The following is a 16,680-nucleotide window of genomic DNA, read 5'->3' as shown; positions in this document are numbered from 1 at the left end:
AAAGGAGGTTTCAAAAAATGCAGGAAAAGTACAATGTCACAGGCATGACTTGTGCGGCCTGCCAGGCTAGGGTACAAAAAAGCGTATCCAACCTGACCGGCGTGCAAGAGTGCAATGTCAATCTGTTAAAAAACAGTATGGTGGTGACATACGACGACAAAAATGTAAACAGTGGGCAGATTATCGCCGCTGTAGAAAAGGCGGGCTATGGCGCATCCATACAGCAGGTCAATGGAAAATCAGCTGCCCAGGCTGTCTCCCCGGTGGACACGGCGAAAAAGGAATACGAAACGATGAAGCGCCGGGTCATTTGGTCCTTCGTATTCACCATTCCGCTGTTCTACATGAACCGAAAGCGGATTATCTGCTTTCCGGCAAACTGTTCTGCGCAAAGTGCGGCTGCACCATGAAGGGCGTAAGCGGGCACAGCGGCGGCAACGGTGAGGTGTACCGCTACTACGCCTGCTCCAACCCCCAGTGCCGCAAGCGCAATATCCCGAAGGATGATTTAGAGGGCAAGGTGATCCGCTCCATCTGTGACCACCTGTTGCAGCCGGAAACGATGGAACTCCTTGCCGAAACGATGGTCGAGGTGCAGAAAGCCGACATGGAGAAGCCCAACGCTGAGCGCGATGTGCTGGAACAGGAACTCCGGGATGTGCGCCGCAGGAGCAAGAACATCATGGATGCCATCGAAACCGGCAGTGCAAACCCCCAGCTTGTCGCCCGTCTGGATGATCTGACCCAGCAGAAAAACACGCTGACCTATCAGCTCTCCACGATGGAAGCTGAGAAGCCCCTGCTCTTCACCAAGGAGCAGTATCTTTTCCTGTTGCAGCAGTTCTACGCCCAGCCCACAGAGCAGGACGATGCCTATAAACGCCGCCTTATTAACACTTTCGTAACAAATATAGAAGTTAGTGATTCCGAACTGCTTATTTATTTTAACATTTCCGAAGAAACCGAAAGCAAAAAAAAACGCTCCCCAGTTGAACTTTGATAAATCAAGTTCGACTGAGAAGCGTCTGGTCCGAGTGGCGAGAATCGAACTCACGGCCTCTTGAACCCCATTCAAGCGCGCTACCAAAACTGCGCTACACCCGGATATCTGCAAGCGGTTATCGCTCACAGCTCAATTAGTATACTTGATTCAGGGTGTTTTGTCAAGCTTTTTCTGCCAGTTTTTTGCAAATAAATTTTCAAAACTCCGGCTCGTTTTCCTGCAGCGGCTGATTCCCTGCGGGAAACGTTTCAAATTCAACAGTGGCAAGTGCAATTGCAAACACACTTTCGGCACCGGCTGCCAGCAGCGCCTGTGTGCAGGCTGCTGCCGTGGCACCGGTGGTGATCACATCGTCTACCAAAAGCACCTTTCTGCCCTCCACAAGTTCCGTGTCCGTCACCCGGAAGGCACCCGCCACATTGGCAAGGCGCTGCTCAAAGGGCAGGCCCGCCTGATGCCGCTTTGCACGAGTGCAGCCCAGTGCTTTCGGGTACAGCGGTATCCCCAGTGCGCGGGCCAGCGGCACCGCCATGAGCTGCGGCACATTGTAGCCGCGCGCTCTGCCGGATGCCGGTACGGGAACGATGCAGTCGTACCCAAGGGACATGCCTTCCACAAGCTCCGGCACCGGTTCTGCACCGGCCATATGCATCTCGCTGCCAAAGGCCAGCTTTGCCAGCCAGAGGCCCAGCTCCACCGCCGTCCACGGTGCAGCATGGTATTTGGTATGCAGGATGCCGCGCCGCACACAGCCCTCATACCGAAACGGTGCTGCTGCACCGGTCAGTTCTCCTAAATAATGCTGAGAAGCGTCCAGCCGCATTCCCGGCTTCCGGCGCAGCTCTTCCAGCTCTGCGGCACAATCCGGGCAGATGGGCACACTGCCCAGCACCCGATCACAAAACGGGCAGCGGCGTGGGTACACCAACTGCCTTGCCCCGCGCAGAATGCGGCGCGGGACGCTGTAATAATCCATCAGTCCTTTTTAACGGCCACGATCACACGCACGCGCTTGCCCGCAGCACAGCCAAAGTTATCGTACCAGCCGGTCAGGTAGTAGCCCTCCGAGTTGACCTCGGTCAGCTTGGTGGCGTAGTACTGACCCTTGTACCACAGATACACCTGTGCGTCGTCCGCCATCTCAAAGCGGGTGCCGTTGCTCATGACCGACGCTGCACCCACCTGATCGATCTTCATGGGCATGAGCTGGACCATCGTCCGCACGCTGCCGGTCGTCTCTCTGCGGGCTGCAACACCGCCTACCAGCACCGGATATTTGACGTTGGTGGTGAAAGCTACCTGCGAACCATTGACATAGCACACATAGGTAGCACCGCCGCCAATATAGCGGAAGATGGACGCATACGGTTCGCCTACAAGGCTGCCCACCTGCCGCAGACCAAGGCTGAGCAGGCTATCCGTGTTGGCTGTGATCTTCTGCCACAGAGTGGAGAGGATGTCGCCGTTGATCACACCCCACAGCACTTCGCTGGTGGTGGGCACCAGAACATCCTTCAGGTCGTCCACAATCTTATCCTGTGTATCCGTGCTGTCGCTCTTGCCGGTGGAAATGATCTTGGCCAGCGTCTGCAGTTCCGAGTAGTTGACTGCCACATTCTTGATATCATCCAGCACGCCGTAGGTCCACAGGTCGCCGGTGACATCATTCAGGATCAGGCGGTCGATCTCGCCCTTCTCATTCAGCGTATAGTAGCGGACGTTCAGAAGATTCAGGTCTGTCCCCGCTAGGCGGCTGGGACGAACCGTCCCAGCCACACCCTCCGCAGTTGTATCCAGAATTTGTACATCGTCGGCAAGGGCATAGCTGCCCAGTGCCGTTGCATCTGCATTGACCTTGCCGGCAACGACCTTGTTCTCGATGCCGCTCACGGACTCGCCTTCCGGCGTTACGCGGATCTCTACCAGCCAGCCCTTGGGGTAGTTCAGGCTTTTGTCCACATTCACAGTGCGCTGAACACCATCGGTGCACATGACAGCCACGCGCTGCAGCACATCCGCGCCGTTATCTTCCACAAGGCTGCGGGCTGCGCCCTGCACCACGCCGTAGAACACCTCGTCGGCCTCTGCGCCGGTAATAACATCCGCCGCCTCATTGTTCATGCCCAGCAGCAGAGTAACCACTTCGCCCACGCCGCCGCCGTTCAGGCTGGACACCTTGGAAGCCACTGCTGTGCTGCCCAGCTTATAGCTGGTGCCCGCCACTGTAACCGCCGTGGGAGCGCTTGCACTGGGCGAAACCGCAGTGATGCGGCCCGCAGCACGGCGAGTATAGATCCATACCGTCTGCAGACTCTCGCTGTAATAATACACATCGTAACGGTTCAACTCTGCCGAAGCCGAGACCTTATCGTTGCGGTACACGCTCAACGGCGTAAAAGGCAGCTGGGTGCCTTCCGCTGCCACAAAGGGACCCTTCAGACTCTTGAGCATCACGGTAGAGGTGTCCACCTGGCCATTGGAGACGGTAAAGCCCAGACTGGTACCGTAAGCGCTGCCGGAAGCGGTGTTGGCGGTGAGGGTATTATACAGCAGCAGAGCACAGTCCTCATAGTTCATGGCCTCGCTCTGGCTGCGGTTCAGCTGGTTGCGCAGGCCCAGTTCCTGCGCCTTGTTCAGCTGTGCCGTCGGGAACACGCCGTTGAGGTCGGTCATTTTATAGCCCAGCAGCTTGAGCGCTGCGGTGCAGGCTTCTTCCAGCGTGACCACATTATCCGGGCGGAATGTACCATCGGTATAGCCGTTCATCCAGCCCTGCTGCACCGCAATGCGCACATAGGGTGCCCACTGAGAGCTGCCGGGCACATCCTTATACAGTGTGCCCAGATTACCCTGCTGGCTGGCGCTTTCGCGGTAGGCCGAAAAGGAGACCAGCATCTTGGCAAATGCACCGCGGGTGACGGCAGCATCCAGACTGCCGGTCTGGCTGGTATCCATAGCGCCCAGCGTGATGGCCGTCTGGATGGCCGAGTTGTTCAGGCTGGCTGCTGATGCCGGAAGCACCAGCACGGATACAGCCAGGCATGCTGCAAGCAGACATGCGAAAAGACGTTTTTTCATAGGTATATTCCCCTTCCTTGGTGTTTGGCAGTCCGGCGCAACGCCGGCTGAGAAGAGTTCAGTCATAGCGCAATGCTTCAATGGGGTTGAGCCGCGCTGCGCGCTTTGCGGGCAGGTAGCCGAACAGCACGCCAATCCCCACCGAGATGCCAAAGGCCACCGCAATGGAGTTGAAGGACGGGCTGACCGTGACCGTTGTGCCGCTGGTGAACATGGGCAGCAGCCGGTTCGCCACCATGGATACGATGTAGCCCAGTGCAATACCCAGTACACCGCCCAGCGCCGAGGTGGTGGCTGCTTCCACCACGAACTGCGACAGAATGGTGCGTTCCTTGGCACCCAGTGCCTTGCGAATACCAATCTCGCGGGTGCGCTCAGTCACCGACACCAGCATGATGTTCATGATGCCAATGCCGCCCACCAGCAGCGAAATGCTGGCAATGCCGGTCAGGATCACGATGACCATGTTGATCATCTTGTTCATTTCCTCCAGCCACTCGCTGGCGCTGTAGACGTAATAGCCGTTATCCGAGCCAAGCAGGTGCTGCAGCTCGCCTTCCACTGCAGACTTTGCTTCGTTGGCGCGGCTCTCATCCTCCATGACTGCGGCATAGTTGCTCACTATGCTCTGGCTGGACAGGCGCATGGCCGTGGTATAGGGCAGATAAACGCAGTCGTCGTCGCTGCCCTGCTGCATGTCCGGGTCGCTCACCTTTGCCGCCAGCACGCCCACGATGCGGAACTTGTTGGCACCGATCTTAAGCGTCTGGCCCAAGCCGTTGCCGCCAAAGGCTACGCGGTTCAGATAATCGCCGATGACGCACACCTGCTTGTTGTCCTTGATATCCATGTACTGCAGACCGCGTCCCTGCGCGATCTGGTAGTTCTTCATAACGGAATAGTTTTCGTCCACACCGCTGATGTTGGACCAGCGGTAGCTGTTGGTTCCGATCTTCAGCGTGCCGCTGCCTCTGAAATCGATCTGCGGCGAAATGGACTGGATCAGCTCCGGGTACTTCGTGGGCAGCTTGTACATTTCCTCCACCGGAACAGTGCGGGAGCCGTTGCCCCACACCTGCACCGAAAGGGTGTTGGTGCCCAGTGCCGAAAAGCTGTCGCGCATGCTCTTGGTCATGCCGTTGCCCAAGCCCACGATGACGATGACTGCCATAACACCGATGATGATGCCCAGCATGGTAAGGAAGGTGCGCAGCTTGTTGCTCCACACGTTCTGGATGGCCTGACGGAAGGTTTCAATGATCATGCTTTTTCCTCCTCATCCGGCGTTTCCGGCAGCAGCGTGGGCTGCACCATGGCTTCCGGTGCATGGGCATCGCCATCGTAGACCACCCGCCCGTCCTCCAGACGGATGATGCGGTCTGCCTGCACCGCAATGGAATTATCGTGGGTGATGAGCACCACGGTGTGGCCCTCATCGTGCATCTGCTGCAGCATTCCCAGCACTTCGCGGCCGGTGTGGCTGTCCAGTGCGCCGGTAGGCTCGTCGGCCAGAATGACCGCCGGGTTCCGCACCAGTGCCCGGGCGATGGAAACACGCTGCTGCTGGCCGCCGGAAAGCTGGTTGGGGCGGTTCCTGAGCTTATCGCCCAGACCCACCTGCTCCAGCACCTCTTTGGCCCGGGCGTGGCGCTCGGCGCGGCCAATGCCCGCATACACCAGCGGCACCTCCACGTTCTCCATCAGGTTGAGCCTTGGCAAAAGATTGTACTGCTGGAAGATAAAGCCCAGCATCTCGTTGCGGATCGCAGCCAGCTCGTTGCGGTTCATCTTGCCCACATCCCTGCCGTTGAGCCGGTAGGTTCCGTGGGTGGGCACATCCAGACAGCCGATGATGTTCATACAGGTGGACTTGCCGGAACCGGACTGGCCGACGATGGCCACGAACTCGCCTTTTTCGATTTTCATGGTGATGTGGTCTGCTGCTTTTACCGTGGTATCACCCATCTGGTAATACTTGCACACCTCATCAAACTCGATCAGAGCGCTCATCGCTTCCTCCTGCGTTAAAACATCATGACACTGCTGCCATCGTCGTAATAGTCATCGGTGCTCACAGAGCTGGGATCATAGGCCACAGTGTCATTACCGGTGACACCGCTGATGATCTGGGTATAGTCATCGTCGCTCACACCAGTCTTGACCGGAACGTACACATAGCCTTCCGGTGCGGTCATATCGGGGTCTGCATTGGCGGCACTGGGCGAATCCTTGGTCACCAACACATAGCCGCCGCGCACGATGGCTGCATTGGGCACCGCCAGAGCGTTCCCCGCCTCCGCGGTCATGATCTCTGCGTTGGCATTCATGCCGGGGCGCAGACCCTCGGTCTCATCGATGCGCACCGTGACCGGGTAGGTGGTGGTGCCGCCGCTGGAGGTACCCTTCATGGAAACACGGGTCACTGTGCCGGTATAGGTCTTATCCGGCACTGCATCCGCCGTCACCTGTACGCTCTGGCCCACCGAGACATCGCTGACCTGCAGCTCGTCCACATTGATGACCATGACCAGATAGCTCAGGTCGTAGATGGTGCACAGGTCGGCACCGGTGGCCAGTGCATCACCGGCCTTGGCGTTCTTTTCAATGATGGTGCCACTGATGGGCGAAGTGACCGTGTAGTTGTTCATGGCCTCCTGCAGGTTATCCATGTTCAGCTCTGCGCTGCGCAAGGTCTCGGCTGCGGACTGGATGGCCTCGGTAAGGTCCTCGCCGCTGATCTGCAGCACGATATCGTCCTTGTTCACGGCTCCGCCTTCCGGCACATTGATGGCCGTCACGGTACCGGCGGCAAGGGCAGTCAGGGTGCGCTCCGCCTGATACTCAAAGCACTTGGCAGCAATGCAGTTCACGCCATTGATGGTTGCCGTTGCTGCCTGCGCAGTGGTCAGGCCGCCTGCATTGCGCACAGCAATGGTCACGGTGCGGGTGAGCAGGTTGCCGGTGCTCAGGGCATCGGTACCGGTCACAGCGGTCACGGTGCCGGTCAGCATTTCAAAGGTACCGTCCAGCGTCACCTCTGCGCTCTGGCCCACCGAGAAGGTGGCGGCATCCGCTGCCGGGAACTCCAGCTGCAGCACCATTTTGGAGCTGTCACGGATGACCGCCACTTCCTGACCGCTGGTCACTTCGTCGCCCTTGGCTACCTTGAGGGTACTCACAACACCTGCCACCTCGGCGCGCACATATTGGCGGTCCACGGTCTTATCGTAGCTGCGCTGTGCCTGCTGCAGGGTGATGGATGCCTGCTCTGCCTTGGTGGTGGCATCGGAGGCATCCACCGTGTACAGCACAGTGCCTTCCTCCACAATGTCGCCTTCCTCAATGGTGCTGGTGAGCACCTTGCCTGCCACCAGCGATTTGACGTTATATGTATTGGCCGGGTTCAGAGTGCCGGTGCCGCTGAGGGAGTTGGACAGATCCCGCTTTTCCGGCGTGGTCTGCACATAGCTCACATCCACATTGGTGTCCTGTGCCTTGTCCGGGCGCAGGATGAACCATCCGCCCAGCACGGCCACGCACACCACCGGCACCATCCATTTCCAGTTCTTGCGGAAAAAGGCTGCTGCTTTGCCGCCCTTCGCTGCGGGCTTTGCCTCACCCGCAGCCGTCTGCTGTACCGTAGCATCCTGCTTCTTTTTAAAGATCATGCTTGCTGTTTCCTCCTGTATCTTTCAGGGCATGCCCTGGTTTCGGTATCGGGCGCAGGCTTTGCAAAAGCGCGCGATAAAGAGTTTATTGTTAGTTTATCGCATTTTCGTCTATTACACAAGCGTCTAAATTTTGTTTTGACGCATTTATGTCAAAGTTTTATCCAACTTTCACACCGTGCCCTCTTTTGCCTTCCAGACAAAACAAAAGAGACAGTGCCCCGCTCTTGCAGGGTACTGCCTCTTTTTTGAAGCACGATCTTTATTCAACTGTAGTTTCCACTACCACATACACCCCGGCAGGGACGCATGCAGCCCATGCGCCGTCCTTGTCCAGCCAGCCGAATTGCTCGCACACATGATCCGGGCACTGACTGTCCAAAAACGCGATGGCACCATCCTTTACCTGCAGATGCACGACATAATTGCCCACATCATACAGGTAATCGTGGTCTGTATCCAGCGGCAGAGTCTCGGTGATGCCATCGCCAAAATCGACGGTGGCCTGCAGGCCGCTGCCCTTGCTGCTGTGTGCTGCGCGCACGCCGAAATACAGCGCTGCTGCCAGCACAAGGATCACTGCAGCAAAGATCAGGTTCTTCATCCATGGCTTCAGGCCTTTGGAGCCGGAAGCGTTTTCAGGTGCTTTGCGGGTACTCATGCAGCGTAGTCGCTGGCAGCCTTACCTGCAATGCGGCCAAACACGGTGAAGTCTGCAACAGCGTTGCCGCCCAGACGGTTTGCACCGTGCACACCGCCAGTGACCTCACCTGCTGCAAACAGGCCAGGGATCACAGTGCCGTCCTCCTTGAGGACTTCGGTGTTGGTGTTGATGGTCAGGCCGCCCATGGTGTGGTGCACACCAGCAGTGACCTTGATTGCATAGTACGGAGCAGTATCCAGCGGGTTTGCAAAGCTGGTGCGGCCAAAGTCGGGGTCGTTCTTGGCCTCAACATAGCCATTCCAAGTCTTCATGGTCTCGGCAAAAGCAGCCTCATCAACGCCCATTGCCTTGCCCAGCTCCTCGTAGGTCTCGCCGGTCACGGTGAAGCCCTTCTTGATGTAGCCCTGAATGACGCTGGAAGCATCGGCCATAGCCTGATCGACCACCAGCCAGCTGTAGCTGCCGGTCTGAGCGATCTCAGCAGCAGAGACCACGTCACGGGTGCCCACTTCGTCGATGAAGCGCTTGCCCTCGGCGTTGATCAGCACAGCGCCGTCGCCGCGCAGACCCTCGGTGATCAGGGCAGCGGTGTTGGCCTCAACGGTGGGGTGGATCTGGATCTGGTCCATATCCACGGTGCCAGCGCCGATCGCGGTCGCCATCTCAATGCCCTGACCCTGAGCGCCGGCAGCGTTGGTGGTCATGAAGCCCTTCAGCTCAGGCTTGTACTCGGTGACCATGTCCAGATTTGCGCCGAAGCCGCCGGTGGTCAGCACCACAGCCTTGGCGTTCACGGTGACGGTCTCGCCGGTAGAACCGGTGGCCTTGATGCCCACAGCAGCGCCGCTCGCATCGGTCAGGATCTCGTTGGCGGTGGTGTTCAGCAGGATCTGGACACCGGCCTTCTCGCAGTTCTCCTCCAGCAGGGGGATCATGTAGGAACCGACAGAAACGGTCTTGCCCTCTGCGTTCACAGGGCGATGGATGCGCTTGACGGATGCACCGCCAAAGCTGGAAACACTGTGCAGGGTGATGCCGTGCTCGTCCAGCCAGTCGATGGCATCAGCAGAGTTGGAGCACAGGGTCTCCACCAGAGCAGGGTCGTTGATGCCCTTGCCGCCGATCATGGTGTCCAGCTCCATCAGCTCAACAGAGTCGAAGTAGCCGGTGGGGTTCTTCTGGTACTCTGCCCACTGCTCAGAGACGGTCTTTGCCAGAGCGGTGATGGTCTCGTTGTCAGCGTACTTTTCAGCAGCAGTCTTCAGGGTCTTTTCGACACCGGCAGACTCGCCGAACTCGTTCTCATCCTGATACACGGTCTTGCCGGCGTTCATGCCGCCGGTAGCGCGCACAGAGTTGCCGCCCACCATGGCCTGGCTCTCCACGATCACAACGCTCTTGCCCTCGGCAGCAGCGGTGATGGCAGCGGTCATGCCTGCGCCACCTGCACCCACGATGACAACGTCAGCGTCAACGGTGGAATCCTCGGCCTTGGTCGCGTCGGCCTTGACCTCGATCTTATAGTCGTCGGCGTTCAGGCCGGCGGCAGTCAGGGCAGCGGCTGCTGCCTCCTTGATGGCGTTGGAGGTGATGGTCGCGGTGGACACGCCGTCCACGGCGATACTGCCGGTCTCAGCGATCTGAGCGGGCAGCTGCTCCAGTGCCAGCGTACCGATGCCGGGGGTCTCATCCTTGCCCTCAGCGGTGCAGCCGGTGATCTTGCCGTCTTCCAGCGTCAGGGTAACGGTAACATCGCCGCCCATGCCCTTGGCAGTGCCGGTGAAATCGCCGGACACGCCGCCTGCGGTGGAAGCGGGCTTGCTGCCGCAGCCGTAGCCCAGCAGACTGACACCCACAACAACCGCCATGGCCAGCGCAGCCACGCTCTTGCGGATCTGATTCTTTTTCATTGTTTCTTCCTTCTCATATTCGGGTTGCTTGTGTTCGGACATCTATCAGCAAAAAAGGGGGAGCTGCTCATTCGGAAAGCAGTTCCCCCTCGCTGAAACTTAGAAAAGACTTAGGCGTTAGCCTGAGCTGCAGCAACAGCGCATGCGACGGTAGCACCGACCATGGGGTTGTTGCCCATACCGATCAGGCCCATCATCTCAACGTGTGCGGGCACGGAGGAAGAGCCAGCGAACTGAGCATCACCGTGCACACGGCCCAGAGAGTCGGTCAGGCCGTAGCTTGCGGGGCCTGCGGCCACGTTATCGGGGTGCAGGGTACGGCCCGTGCCGCCGCCGGAAGCGACGGAGAAGTACTTCTTGCCGTTCTCGATGGCCCACTTCTTGTAGGTGCCGGCAACCAGATGCTGGAAGCGGACGGGGTTGGTGGAGTTGCCGGTGATGGAGCACTGAACGTCCTCCTTTTTCATGATGGCAACGCCTTCCATAACGTCGTTTGCGCCGTAGCACTTGACAGCTGCGCGCTCACCCTCAGAGAAGGGGATTTCCTTGACGACCTTCAGGGTCTGGGTGGGGATATCATACTCAGTCTGCACATAGGTGAAGCCGTTGATACGGGAGATGATGTAAGCTGCATCCTTGCCCAGGCCATTCAGGATGACGCGCAGGGGGGTCTTGCGGACCTTGTTTGCGGTGCGGGCGATGCCGATAGCACCCTCAGCAGCTGCAAAGGACTCGTGGCCTGCCAGGAAAGCGAAGCAGGTGGTGTCCTCGCTCAGCAGACGAGCGCCCAGATTGCCATGGCCCAGACCGACCTGACGCTGCTCAGCGACAGAGCCGGGGATGGTGAAAGCTTCCAGACCTTCGCCGATGGCAGCAGCGCACTCGGCAGCATCGGTCAGGCCGCGCTTGACGGCGATGGCGGTGCCCAGGGTGTATGCCCAGACAGCGTTATCAAAGCAGATGGGCTGAACGCCGCGCACGATCTTATCGCAGTCGATGCCCTTAGCGAGGAGCATCTCGTTGCAAGCGTCCAGAGACTCCAGGCCGTTAGCCTTCAGGCATGCCTCGATTTTCGGCATGCGGCGATCCATAGATTCAAAAGTTGCCATGAGTTGTTCCTCCTCTCTTATTCCTCACGCGGGTCAATGTACTTCACAGCACCCTGCTCCTTGCTGAAGCGGCCGTAAGTACCCACGTTCTTCTCATAAGCCTCGTTGGGGGTCTTGCCGTGACGGATATCCTCCATCATCTTGCCCAGCTTGACGAACTGATAGCCGATGACCTCATCGTTGGCATCCACAGCCAGCTTGTTGATGTAGCCCTCGGTCAGCTCCAGATAACGGACACCCTTCTCCTTGGTGGAGAAGATGGTACCGGTCATGGAGCGCAGGCCCTTGCCCAAGTCATCCAGACCTGCGCCGATGGGCAGACCGTCCTCAGAGAAAGCGGTCTGGCTGCGGCCGTAAACGATCTGCAGGAACAGCTCGCGCATAGCAACGTTGATGGCATCGCACACCAGGTCGGTGTTCAGAGCTTCCAGAATGGTCTTGCCGGGCAGGATCTCGCCTGCCATAGCAGCAGAGTGGGTCATACCGGAGCAGCCGATGGTCTCCACCAGAGCCTCCTCGATGACACCGTTCTTGATGTTCAGGGACAGCTTGCAGGTACCCTGCTGAGGTGCGCACCAGCCCACACCGTGGGTGTAGCCGCTGATGTCCTTGATCTCATAGGCCTTGACCCATGCGCCCTCTTCGGGGATGGGAGCCGGACCATGCTTAGGACCTTTGGTGATCGGGCACATATTCTGTACTTGCTGCGAATAGGTCATAATCATACTCTCCTTTTGACAAATGTTGCTTTGCAGCACAAAGCCGCCGCCGCGCCCTGCCGGCACAGCCGCTGCCCTTTGCTGCTTGCATCTGACCGGGCGCGCCGCTCTCTTTCAGCGCCTTCACCGGTACTACCACGCATGATTTTATTATAGAGAAAGCTGACGGATTTTGCAATACATTTCCGGTAAAAAACATCAAAACTATTTGCAGTTGCCTTCCGCTAACTGTCAATTCGGATGCTTTTGTCATTTCATTCGTCAAGTTTTTGTCAACTATGTCAAGAGGGCAAATTTCACGCTCCTGTGTCCTGCCTGCGCGGTGTCTGCCCAGCAGGCTTCAGTACCCACATGGCCGCAAAGCCCGCCGCTGCGCCGCCCACGGCAAGCCAGTGCCGCCCGGCTTCCAACCCCCAGAGGTTGGCTGCAAACGGGAACACAAGACTGCCCACGCTCTGCCCCAGTGCCAGAAAACCGTAGTTCACCCCTGCGTGCGGGAAGCCGAACAGATCGGTGGAAAGGGCCGGCAGCACCGCCGCAAGGCCGGAGTAACAGAAGGTCAGCCCCGCATAACAGGCGATCACCCACCAGCCCTGCGCAAAGGCAAACCCCGCCGAAAGCCCCAGCGACACCGCAAATAAAATCAGGTCGGTTGGTCTGCGGCCGATCTTATCGCTGAGCATGGGCATCAGCAGGCGGCCCGCCGCACTGCCCACGCTGCCCAGCACCACGCTCCACAATGCAGCGCTTTCGTCCAGCCCCCGCTCCACGCCCAGCTTCAGGATGATGGGGCTGAACAGAAGCACCGCCGGGGTGGAAAAACACACCGCGCCTGCGCACAGCCAGTACTGCTTTGTTTTCAGCATCTGCCACGGGGAAAGGTCAATGGTATTTTTGTCGTTTTGCTGCTGTTTTTCGGCATCCTGCGGCGGGTCCTGCAGCAGCAGACTGCCCGCAAGGCAGACGGGCAGCGTGACGGCCCCCAGTGCCCAAAATGCGCCCCGGATGCCCTGCACGATTCCAAAGCCGCTGACCGCTGTGCGCACGAACACGGTGAGGAACGCACCGGAAAGCCCCACCGCCCCGCCGATCACGCCGGTGGCAAGGCCCTTGCGCCCGGCATACCACTTCTGTGCGCAGGACTGGATGGACGGGTACAGAAACGCCGTGCCCAGCCCCGCCGGGATGCTGAATGCCAGAAAGAAGCTGACCGCACTGCCGCCCGGCAGCATGGCCGCTGCAAAAAATCCGCCGCACAGCAGTGCTGTCCCCCACAGAGCCGCACACCGCGGGCCTCGGCTGTCCTGCAGAAAGCCGCCGAGGACGCACCCCACGCCGAACGCCGCAATGAGGATGCCGAAGGCATAGCCTGCCCCCTGCTCGCTCAGGCCGTACTCCTCCATTACCGGCTGTTGGAATACGCCCCACGCCGCCGGGATGCCCGTGAGCACCTGAATGGCTGCGCCCGCCGCAAGGATGGTCCACGGATGTTTTGCTGTAAATTGTTGTTTCATCGTCTGTCCTCCGAATGGTTTTCCCTTTACAGTGTGCCCATTTCAATTGACAAAACGGCAGATTTCTTTATAATGAATAAGGTAAAGGTATTTACATTGATTTATATAGAGAGGAACCATCTTATGAAAACACAGGCATTGAAGGGCATGCGCGACCTGCTGCCCGCAGAGCAGACCCTGCGCGATTACATTCAGGGCAAAATTCTGGAGACCTACCGCGCGTCCGGCTTCGAGCGCATTTCCACCCCCATGCTGGAGGATATGGAAAATCTGGACAAATCCGACGGCGGCGACAACCTGAACCTGATCTTCAAGGTGCTCAAGCGCGGTGATAAGCTCACCGCCGCCCTGAACTCCGGCGACCCCAAGCAGCTTTCCGATATGGGCCTGCGTTATGACCTGACCCTGCCGCTGAGCCGCTACTATGCCGCCAACAAGGATAAGCTGCCCAGCCCCTTCAAGGTGATCCAGACCGACCGTGTGTTCCGCGCCGAGCGCCCGCAGAAGGGCCGTCTGCGCGAGTTCGTACAGTGCGATATCGACATTCTGGGCGATTCTTCCCCCAATGCCGAGGTGGAACTGATCGACGTGACCACCCGTGCCCTGCTGAACATCGGCTTCACCGGCTTCACCGTCAACATCAACGACCGCCGCATCCTGCGCGGCATGCTGGAGAGCATGGGTTTTTCCGCCGATACGCTGGATTCCGTCTGCATCACCTTTGATAAGATGGACAAGATCGGTGCCGATGGTGTGAAGGCTGAGCTGACCGAAAAGCAGCTGCCGGAAAATGCCATCAACGCACTGGCCGACTTCATTGCCGCAGGCGAAGTCACGCTGGACGCCGTGGCTGCCCGCTGCGCAGATCCCGCCATTGCCGACGACCTCAAGTATGTTCTGGCCACCGCCAACGCCATGGCTGCAGGCCGCTATCAGGTAGCCTACTGTCCCAGTCTGGTGCGCGGTCAGGGCTACTACACCGGCATGGTGTTTGAGATCACCTGTCCGCAGTTCAGCGGTGCCGTGGCCGGCGGCGGCCGCTACGACAACATGGTGGGCAAGTTCCTGGGCACTCAGGTGCCCGCCGTGGGCTTCTCCATCGGCTTCGAGCGGGTGTGTGGCATCCTGCTGGAACAGGGCTACCAGATCCCCGGCGCAAAGCAGAAGATCGCCCTGCTGTACGGCAAGGATGCCGACTTCACCGCCGTTCTTGCCAAGGCTGCAGACCTGCGCAGCAGCTACAATGTCACCGTTCTGCAGCAGGCCAAGAAGCTGGGCAAACAGTTGGGCCAGCTGGAAGCTTCCGGTTTTTCCGGTGCCGCCTTTATGGATAAGGATGAGATCAAAATTTTTGCGCAGCAGTAAATAATTGCACACAAAGCCCCTTTACTTTTGATATGCTGCCCCCAGAGTAGACAGGGTAAAAACAAAACTCTGAGTGCTCTGGGGGTATTTTCATGTCAAGAAAGAACACCTCAGAAAATCGAGCGATTTTCTGAGGTGTTCTTGTTTTTCTGGTTTAAAAGCCGGTAGGCGGCACATAGTAACTGGGGATCGAGGCTGTTTTCTGCACATTTGCCTGCTGGCGCAGCGCCGAACGTGTCACCTCTGCCCAAGAATACTGGGTCATATACTCGCCGCGGTAGGAATTGGTGGCCGAGCGGTTGCCCCGCAGGAAATTGTAATAATCACAATCCACCTTGCTGGTGTCCAGCGCCAGTGTGCTGCGGCCGCGGATGAGCAGGCCGGTAACACCTGCATCCTCCAGCGTATGGCTCAGGTCAAAGATCAGATTGCGGAGATGGCTGTGCAGCGATGCCGTGTCTGGCTTATCCTCCCACAGCACGGCCAGCATTTCGCCGTTGGTGCAGGTGGCACCATTGCGATCCACCAGATAGGCCAGCAGCTCCTTGCTCTTGCTGCGCTTGAAGGCCAGAGCGCGCCCACCCACGAAGATCTCAAAATTGCCAAAGCACTGGATCTTGATGCCGACAGGGGCATTCTCCGGCGGGTAGCGCAGATGCTCCAGCACATTGCGCACATCCGCCTCGTTTGCAGGCTTGAGCAAAAAGCCGCTCACGAAGATCTGCAGCGCTTCCAGCGCATACTCCGGGTGCTCTGTTACCACAATGATGTTGCAGCGCGGCTGCAGCTTCTGGATCATGCGCGTCAAAGCAAGCCCGTTCATGCCGGGCATTTCCAGATTGAGGAAAGCCGCGTCCATCGGCCCCTGACGCATCCAGCTCAGTGCATCCTCGGTCGTCATGGCGCTGATATAGTCGCAGTCGGGTGCAACGCGGCACAGGATGCGGATCAGCGAGTTGATCGCAAGCTGTCCATCATCGACGACCAGTATCTTCATTCGTACACCCCCGCAAGTTTACCATACATGTTCTCTTTTTCAGTTTAACACTTTGTCCTTTGATTCGCAAGTTTTTTTGCACAAAAAGACAGAAGCTCCACACTTCTTTACAAAAAGACGTTCCTTCCCCATCCGTTTCTTCATGAAGCAGCCGGCTGAAAGAGGCATCTTTCCCAAGGCGAAGTGCGCATTATAATCCGTAGATCCGCTCATTTTTTCTCTGCTTCGTGGCTCCGCTTATAATACTTTTTGTAATAACCGTACTTTCCATACTTTGAGTAGGATTTGTAGTACTTGCGGCCCATATAGTTGTCGTAGTCCACCTGATTGAGCACGGTAAAAATCGATGCTCTCGCCCTGCAGCAGGCGCGAGACTGCGTCGCGGGCGTAGCCGCAGCTTTCTTCCCTGCCATCGCCAAAGCCATGGGCAAGGCTGATCTGCATTTGGGTGGTGCCTACCGGATTGCCCAGCATATCCAGCACCGTAACCTCTGCCATGGTGTCGCAGTCGATCTTGAGCTGACGGACAGTCTTGTTTTTGCTGTCTATCACGATCAGCCGACTGTCCATGCATTTTCATTATTTTCCGGCAGGAAATTTCGCATTTTCAGCCTTTAGGGAGCCACAGATAAACACAAACCCCCGGCCATGCA

15 protein-coding genes and 1 tRNA gene are annotated in these 16,680 nt (G+C 58.1%); 3 read left to right on the top strand and 13 right to left on the bottom strand.

Annotated features, from left to right (window positions below; all coding sequences use genetic code 11):
* Nucleotides 1–17: 17 nt before the first annotated feature.
* Both DW937_RS00405 and DW937_RS00400 read left to right on the top strand, forming a co-directional pair.
* Complete coding sequence (locus tag DW937_RS00405; protein WP_120119751.1) at nucleotides 18–410, top strand: cation transporter; 393 nt, start codon at nucleotides 18–20, stop codon at nucleotides 408–410.
* Nucleotides 407–1,000, top strand: a complete 594-nt coding sequence (locus tag DW937_RS00400; RefSeq protein ID WP_120119748.1) for a hypothetical protein — start codon at nucleotides 407–409, stop codon at nucleotides 998–1,000. Before DW937_RS00405 ends, DW937_RS00400 begins: the two co-directional genes overlap by 4 nt.
* Before the next feature lie 26 nt (nucleotides 1,001–1,026).
* Here the strand turns inward: DW937_RS00400 and DW937_RS00395 are convergent.
* The 11 genes from DW937_RS00395 to DW937_RS00345 form a co-directional block, all read right to left on the bottom strand.
* A tRNA-Pro gene (locus tag DW937_RS00395) sits at nucleotides 1,027–1,104 on the bottom strand.
* A gap of 95 nt (nucleotides 1,105–1,199) precedes the next feature.
* Nucleotides 1,200–1,979: a phosphoribosyltransferase family protein gene (locus tag DW937_RS00390; RefSeq protein ID WP_120119746.1), complete on the bottom strand. Its 780-nt coding sequence runs from the start codon at nucleotides 1,977–1,979 to the stop codon at nucleotides 1,200–1,202.
* Nucleotides 1,979–4,081 (bottom strand): S-layer homology domain-containing protein, encoded by a 2,103-nt coding sequence (locus tag DW937_RS00385; RefSeq protein ID WP_118528233.1) that lies wholly within the window; start codon nucleotides 4,079–4,081, stop codon nucleotides 1,979–1,981. The genes DW937_RS00390 and DW937_RS00385 overlap by 1 nt, the downstream gene beginning before the upstream one ends.
* A gap of 58 nt (nucleotides 4,082–4,139) precedes the next feature.
* On the bottom strand, nucleotides 4,140–5,345 hold the full coding sequence (locus DW937_RS00380; RefSeq protein WP_120119743.1) for an ABC transporter permease: 1,206 nt from the start codon (nucleotides 5,343–5,345) through the stop codon (nucleotides 4,140–4,142).
* Nucleotides 5,342–6,091 (bottom strand): ABC transporter ATP-binding protein, encoded by a 750-nt coding sequence (locus DW937_RS00375; protein ID WP_118528235.1) that lies wholly within the window; start codon nucleotides 6,089–6,091, stop codon nucleotides 5,342–5,344. Before DW937_RS00375 ends, DW937_RS00380 begins: the two co-directional genes overlap by 4 nt.
* 14 nt (nucleotides 6,092–6,105) lie before the next feature.
* Nucleotides 6,106–7,749 carry an HlyD family efflux transporter periplasmic adaptor subunit gene (locus tag DW937_RS00370; RefSeq protein ID WP_120119741.1) on the bottom strand — a complete coding sequence of 548 codons (1,644 nt, stop codon included), beginning with the start codon at nucleotides 7,747–7,749 and terminating at the stop codon, nucleotides 6,106–6,108.
* Nucleotides 7,750–8,011: 262 nt separating this feature from the next.
* On the bottom strand, nucleotides 8,012–8,410 hold the full coding sequence (locus tag DW937_RS00365; RefSeq protein ID WP_120119738.1) for a NusG domain II-containing protein: 399 nt from the start codon (nucleotides 8,408–8,410) through the stop codon (nucleotides 8,012–8,014).
* Nucleotides 8,407–10,323 carry a flavocytochrome c gene (locus tag DW937_RS00360; protein WP_120119736.1) on the bottom strand — a complete coding sequence of 639 codons (1,917 nt, stop codon included), beginning with the start codon at nucleotides 10,321–10,323 and terminating at the stop codon, nucleotides 8,407–8,409. The genes DW937_RS00365 and DW937_RS00360 overlap by 4 nt, the downstream gene beginning before the upstream one ends.
* Before the next feature lie 110 nt (nucleotides 10,324–10,433).
* Nucleotides 10,434–11,432, bottom strand: coding sequence for a GGGtGRT protein (locus DW937_RS00355; protein ID WP_097778332.1), 999 nt, complete (start codon nucleotides 11,430–11,432; stop codon nucleotides 10,434–10,436).
* Between the two features lie 17 nt (nucleotides 11,433–11,449).
* A complete protein-coding gene (locus DW937_RS00350) occupies nucleotides 11,450–12,151 on the bottom strand; it encodes a hypothetical protein (protein ID WP_015537775.1) in 702 nt (233 codons plus the stop codon).
* Between the two features lie 296 nt (nucleotides 12,152–12,447).
* Nucleotides 12,448–13,665, bottom strand: coding sequence for an MFS transporter (locus DW937_RS00345; RefSeq protein WP_120119734.1), 1,218 nt, complete (start codon nucleotides 13,663–13,665; stop codon nucleotides 12,448–12,450).
* Nucleotides 13,666–13,788: 123 nt separating this feature from the next.
* On the opposite strand from DW937_RS00345, the gene hisS reads away from it, so the two are divergent.
* Nucleotides 13,789–15,030: a histidine--tRNA ligase gene (gene hisS, locus DW937_RS00340; RefSeq protein WP_120119731.1), complete on the top strand. Its 1,242-nt coding sequence runs from the start codon at nucleotides 13,789–13,791 to the stop codon at nucleotides 15,028–15,030.
* Between the two features lie 154 nt (nucleotides 15,031–15,184).
* On the opposite strand, the gene DW937_RS00335 is transcribed toward hisS, so the two are convergent.
* On the bottom strand, nucleotides 15,185–16,027 hold the full coding sequence (locus tag DW937_RS00335; RefSeq protein WP_120019592.1) for a response regulator: 843 nt from the start codon (nucleotides 16,025–16,027) through the stop codon (nucleotides 15,185–15,187).
* Nucleotides 16,028–16,264: 237 nt separating this feature from the next.
* Nucleotides 16,265–16,597: a hypothetical protein gene (locus tag DW937_RS00330; RefSeq protein ID WP_120119729.1), complete on the bottom strand. Its 333-nt coding sequence runs from the start codon at nucleotides 16,595–16,597 to the stop codon at nucleotides 16,265–16,267.
* Nucleotides 16,598–16,680: the final 83 nt, after the last annotated feature.

This window comes from Faecalibacterium sp. AM43-5AT (assembly GCF_003603345.1).
GTDB lineage: Bacteria > Bacillota > Clostridia > Oscillospirales > Ruminococcaceae > Faecalibacterium > Faecalibacterium taiwanense.
The sequence above is the reverse complement of the archived record's forward strand: the minus strand, read 5'-3'. Positions and strand labels throughout refer to the sequence as shown.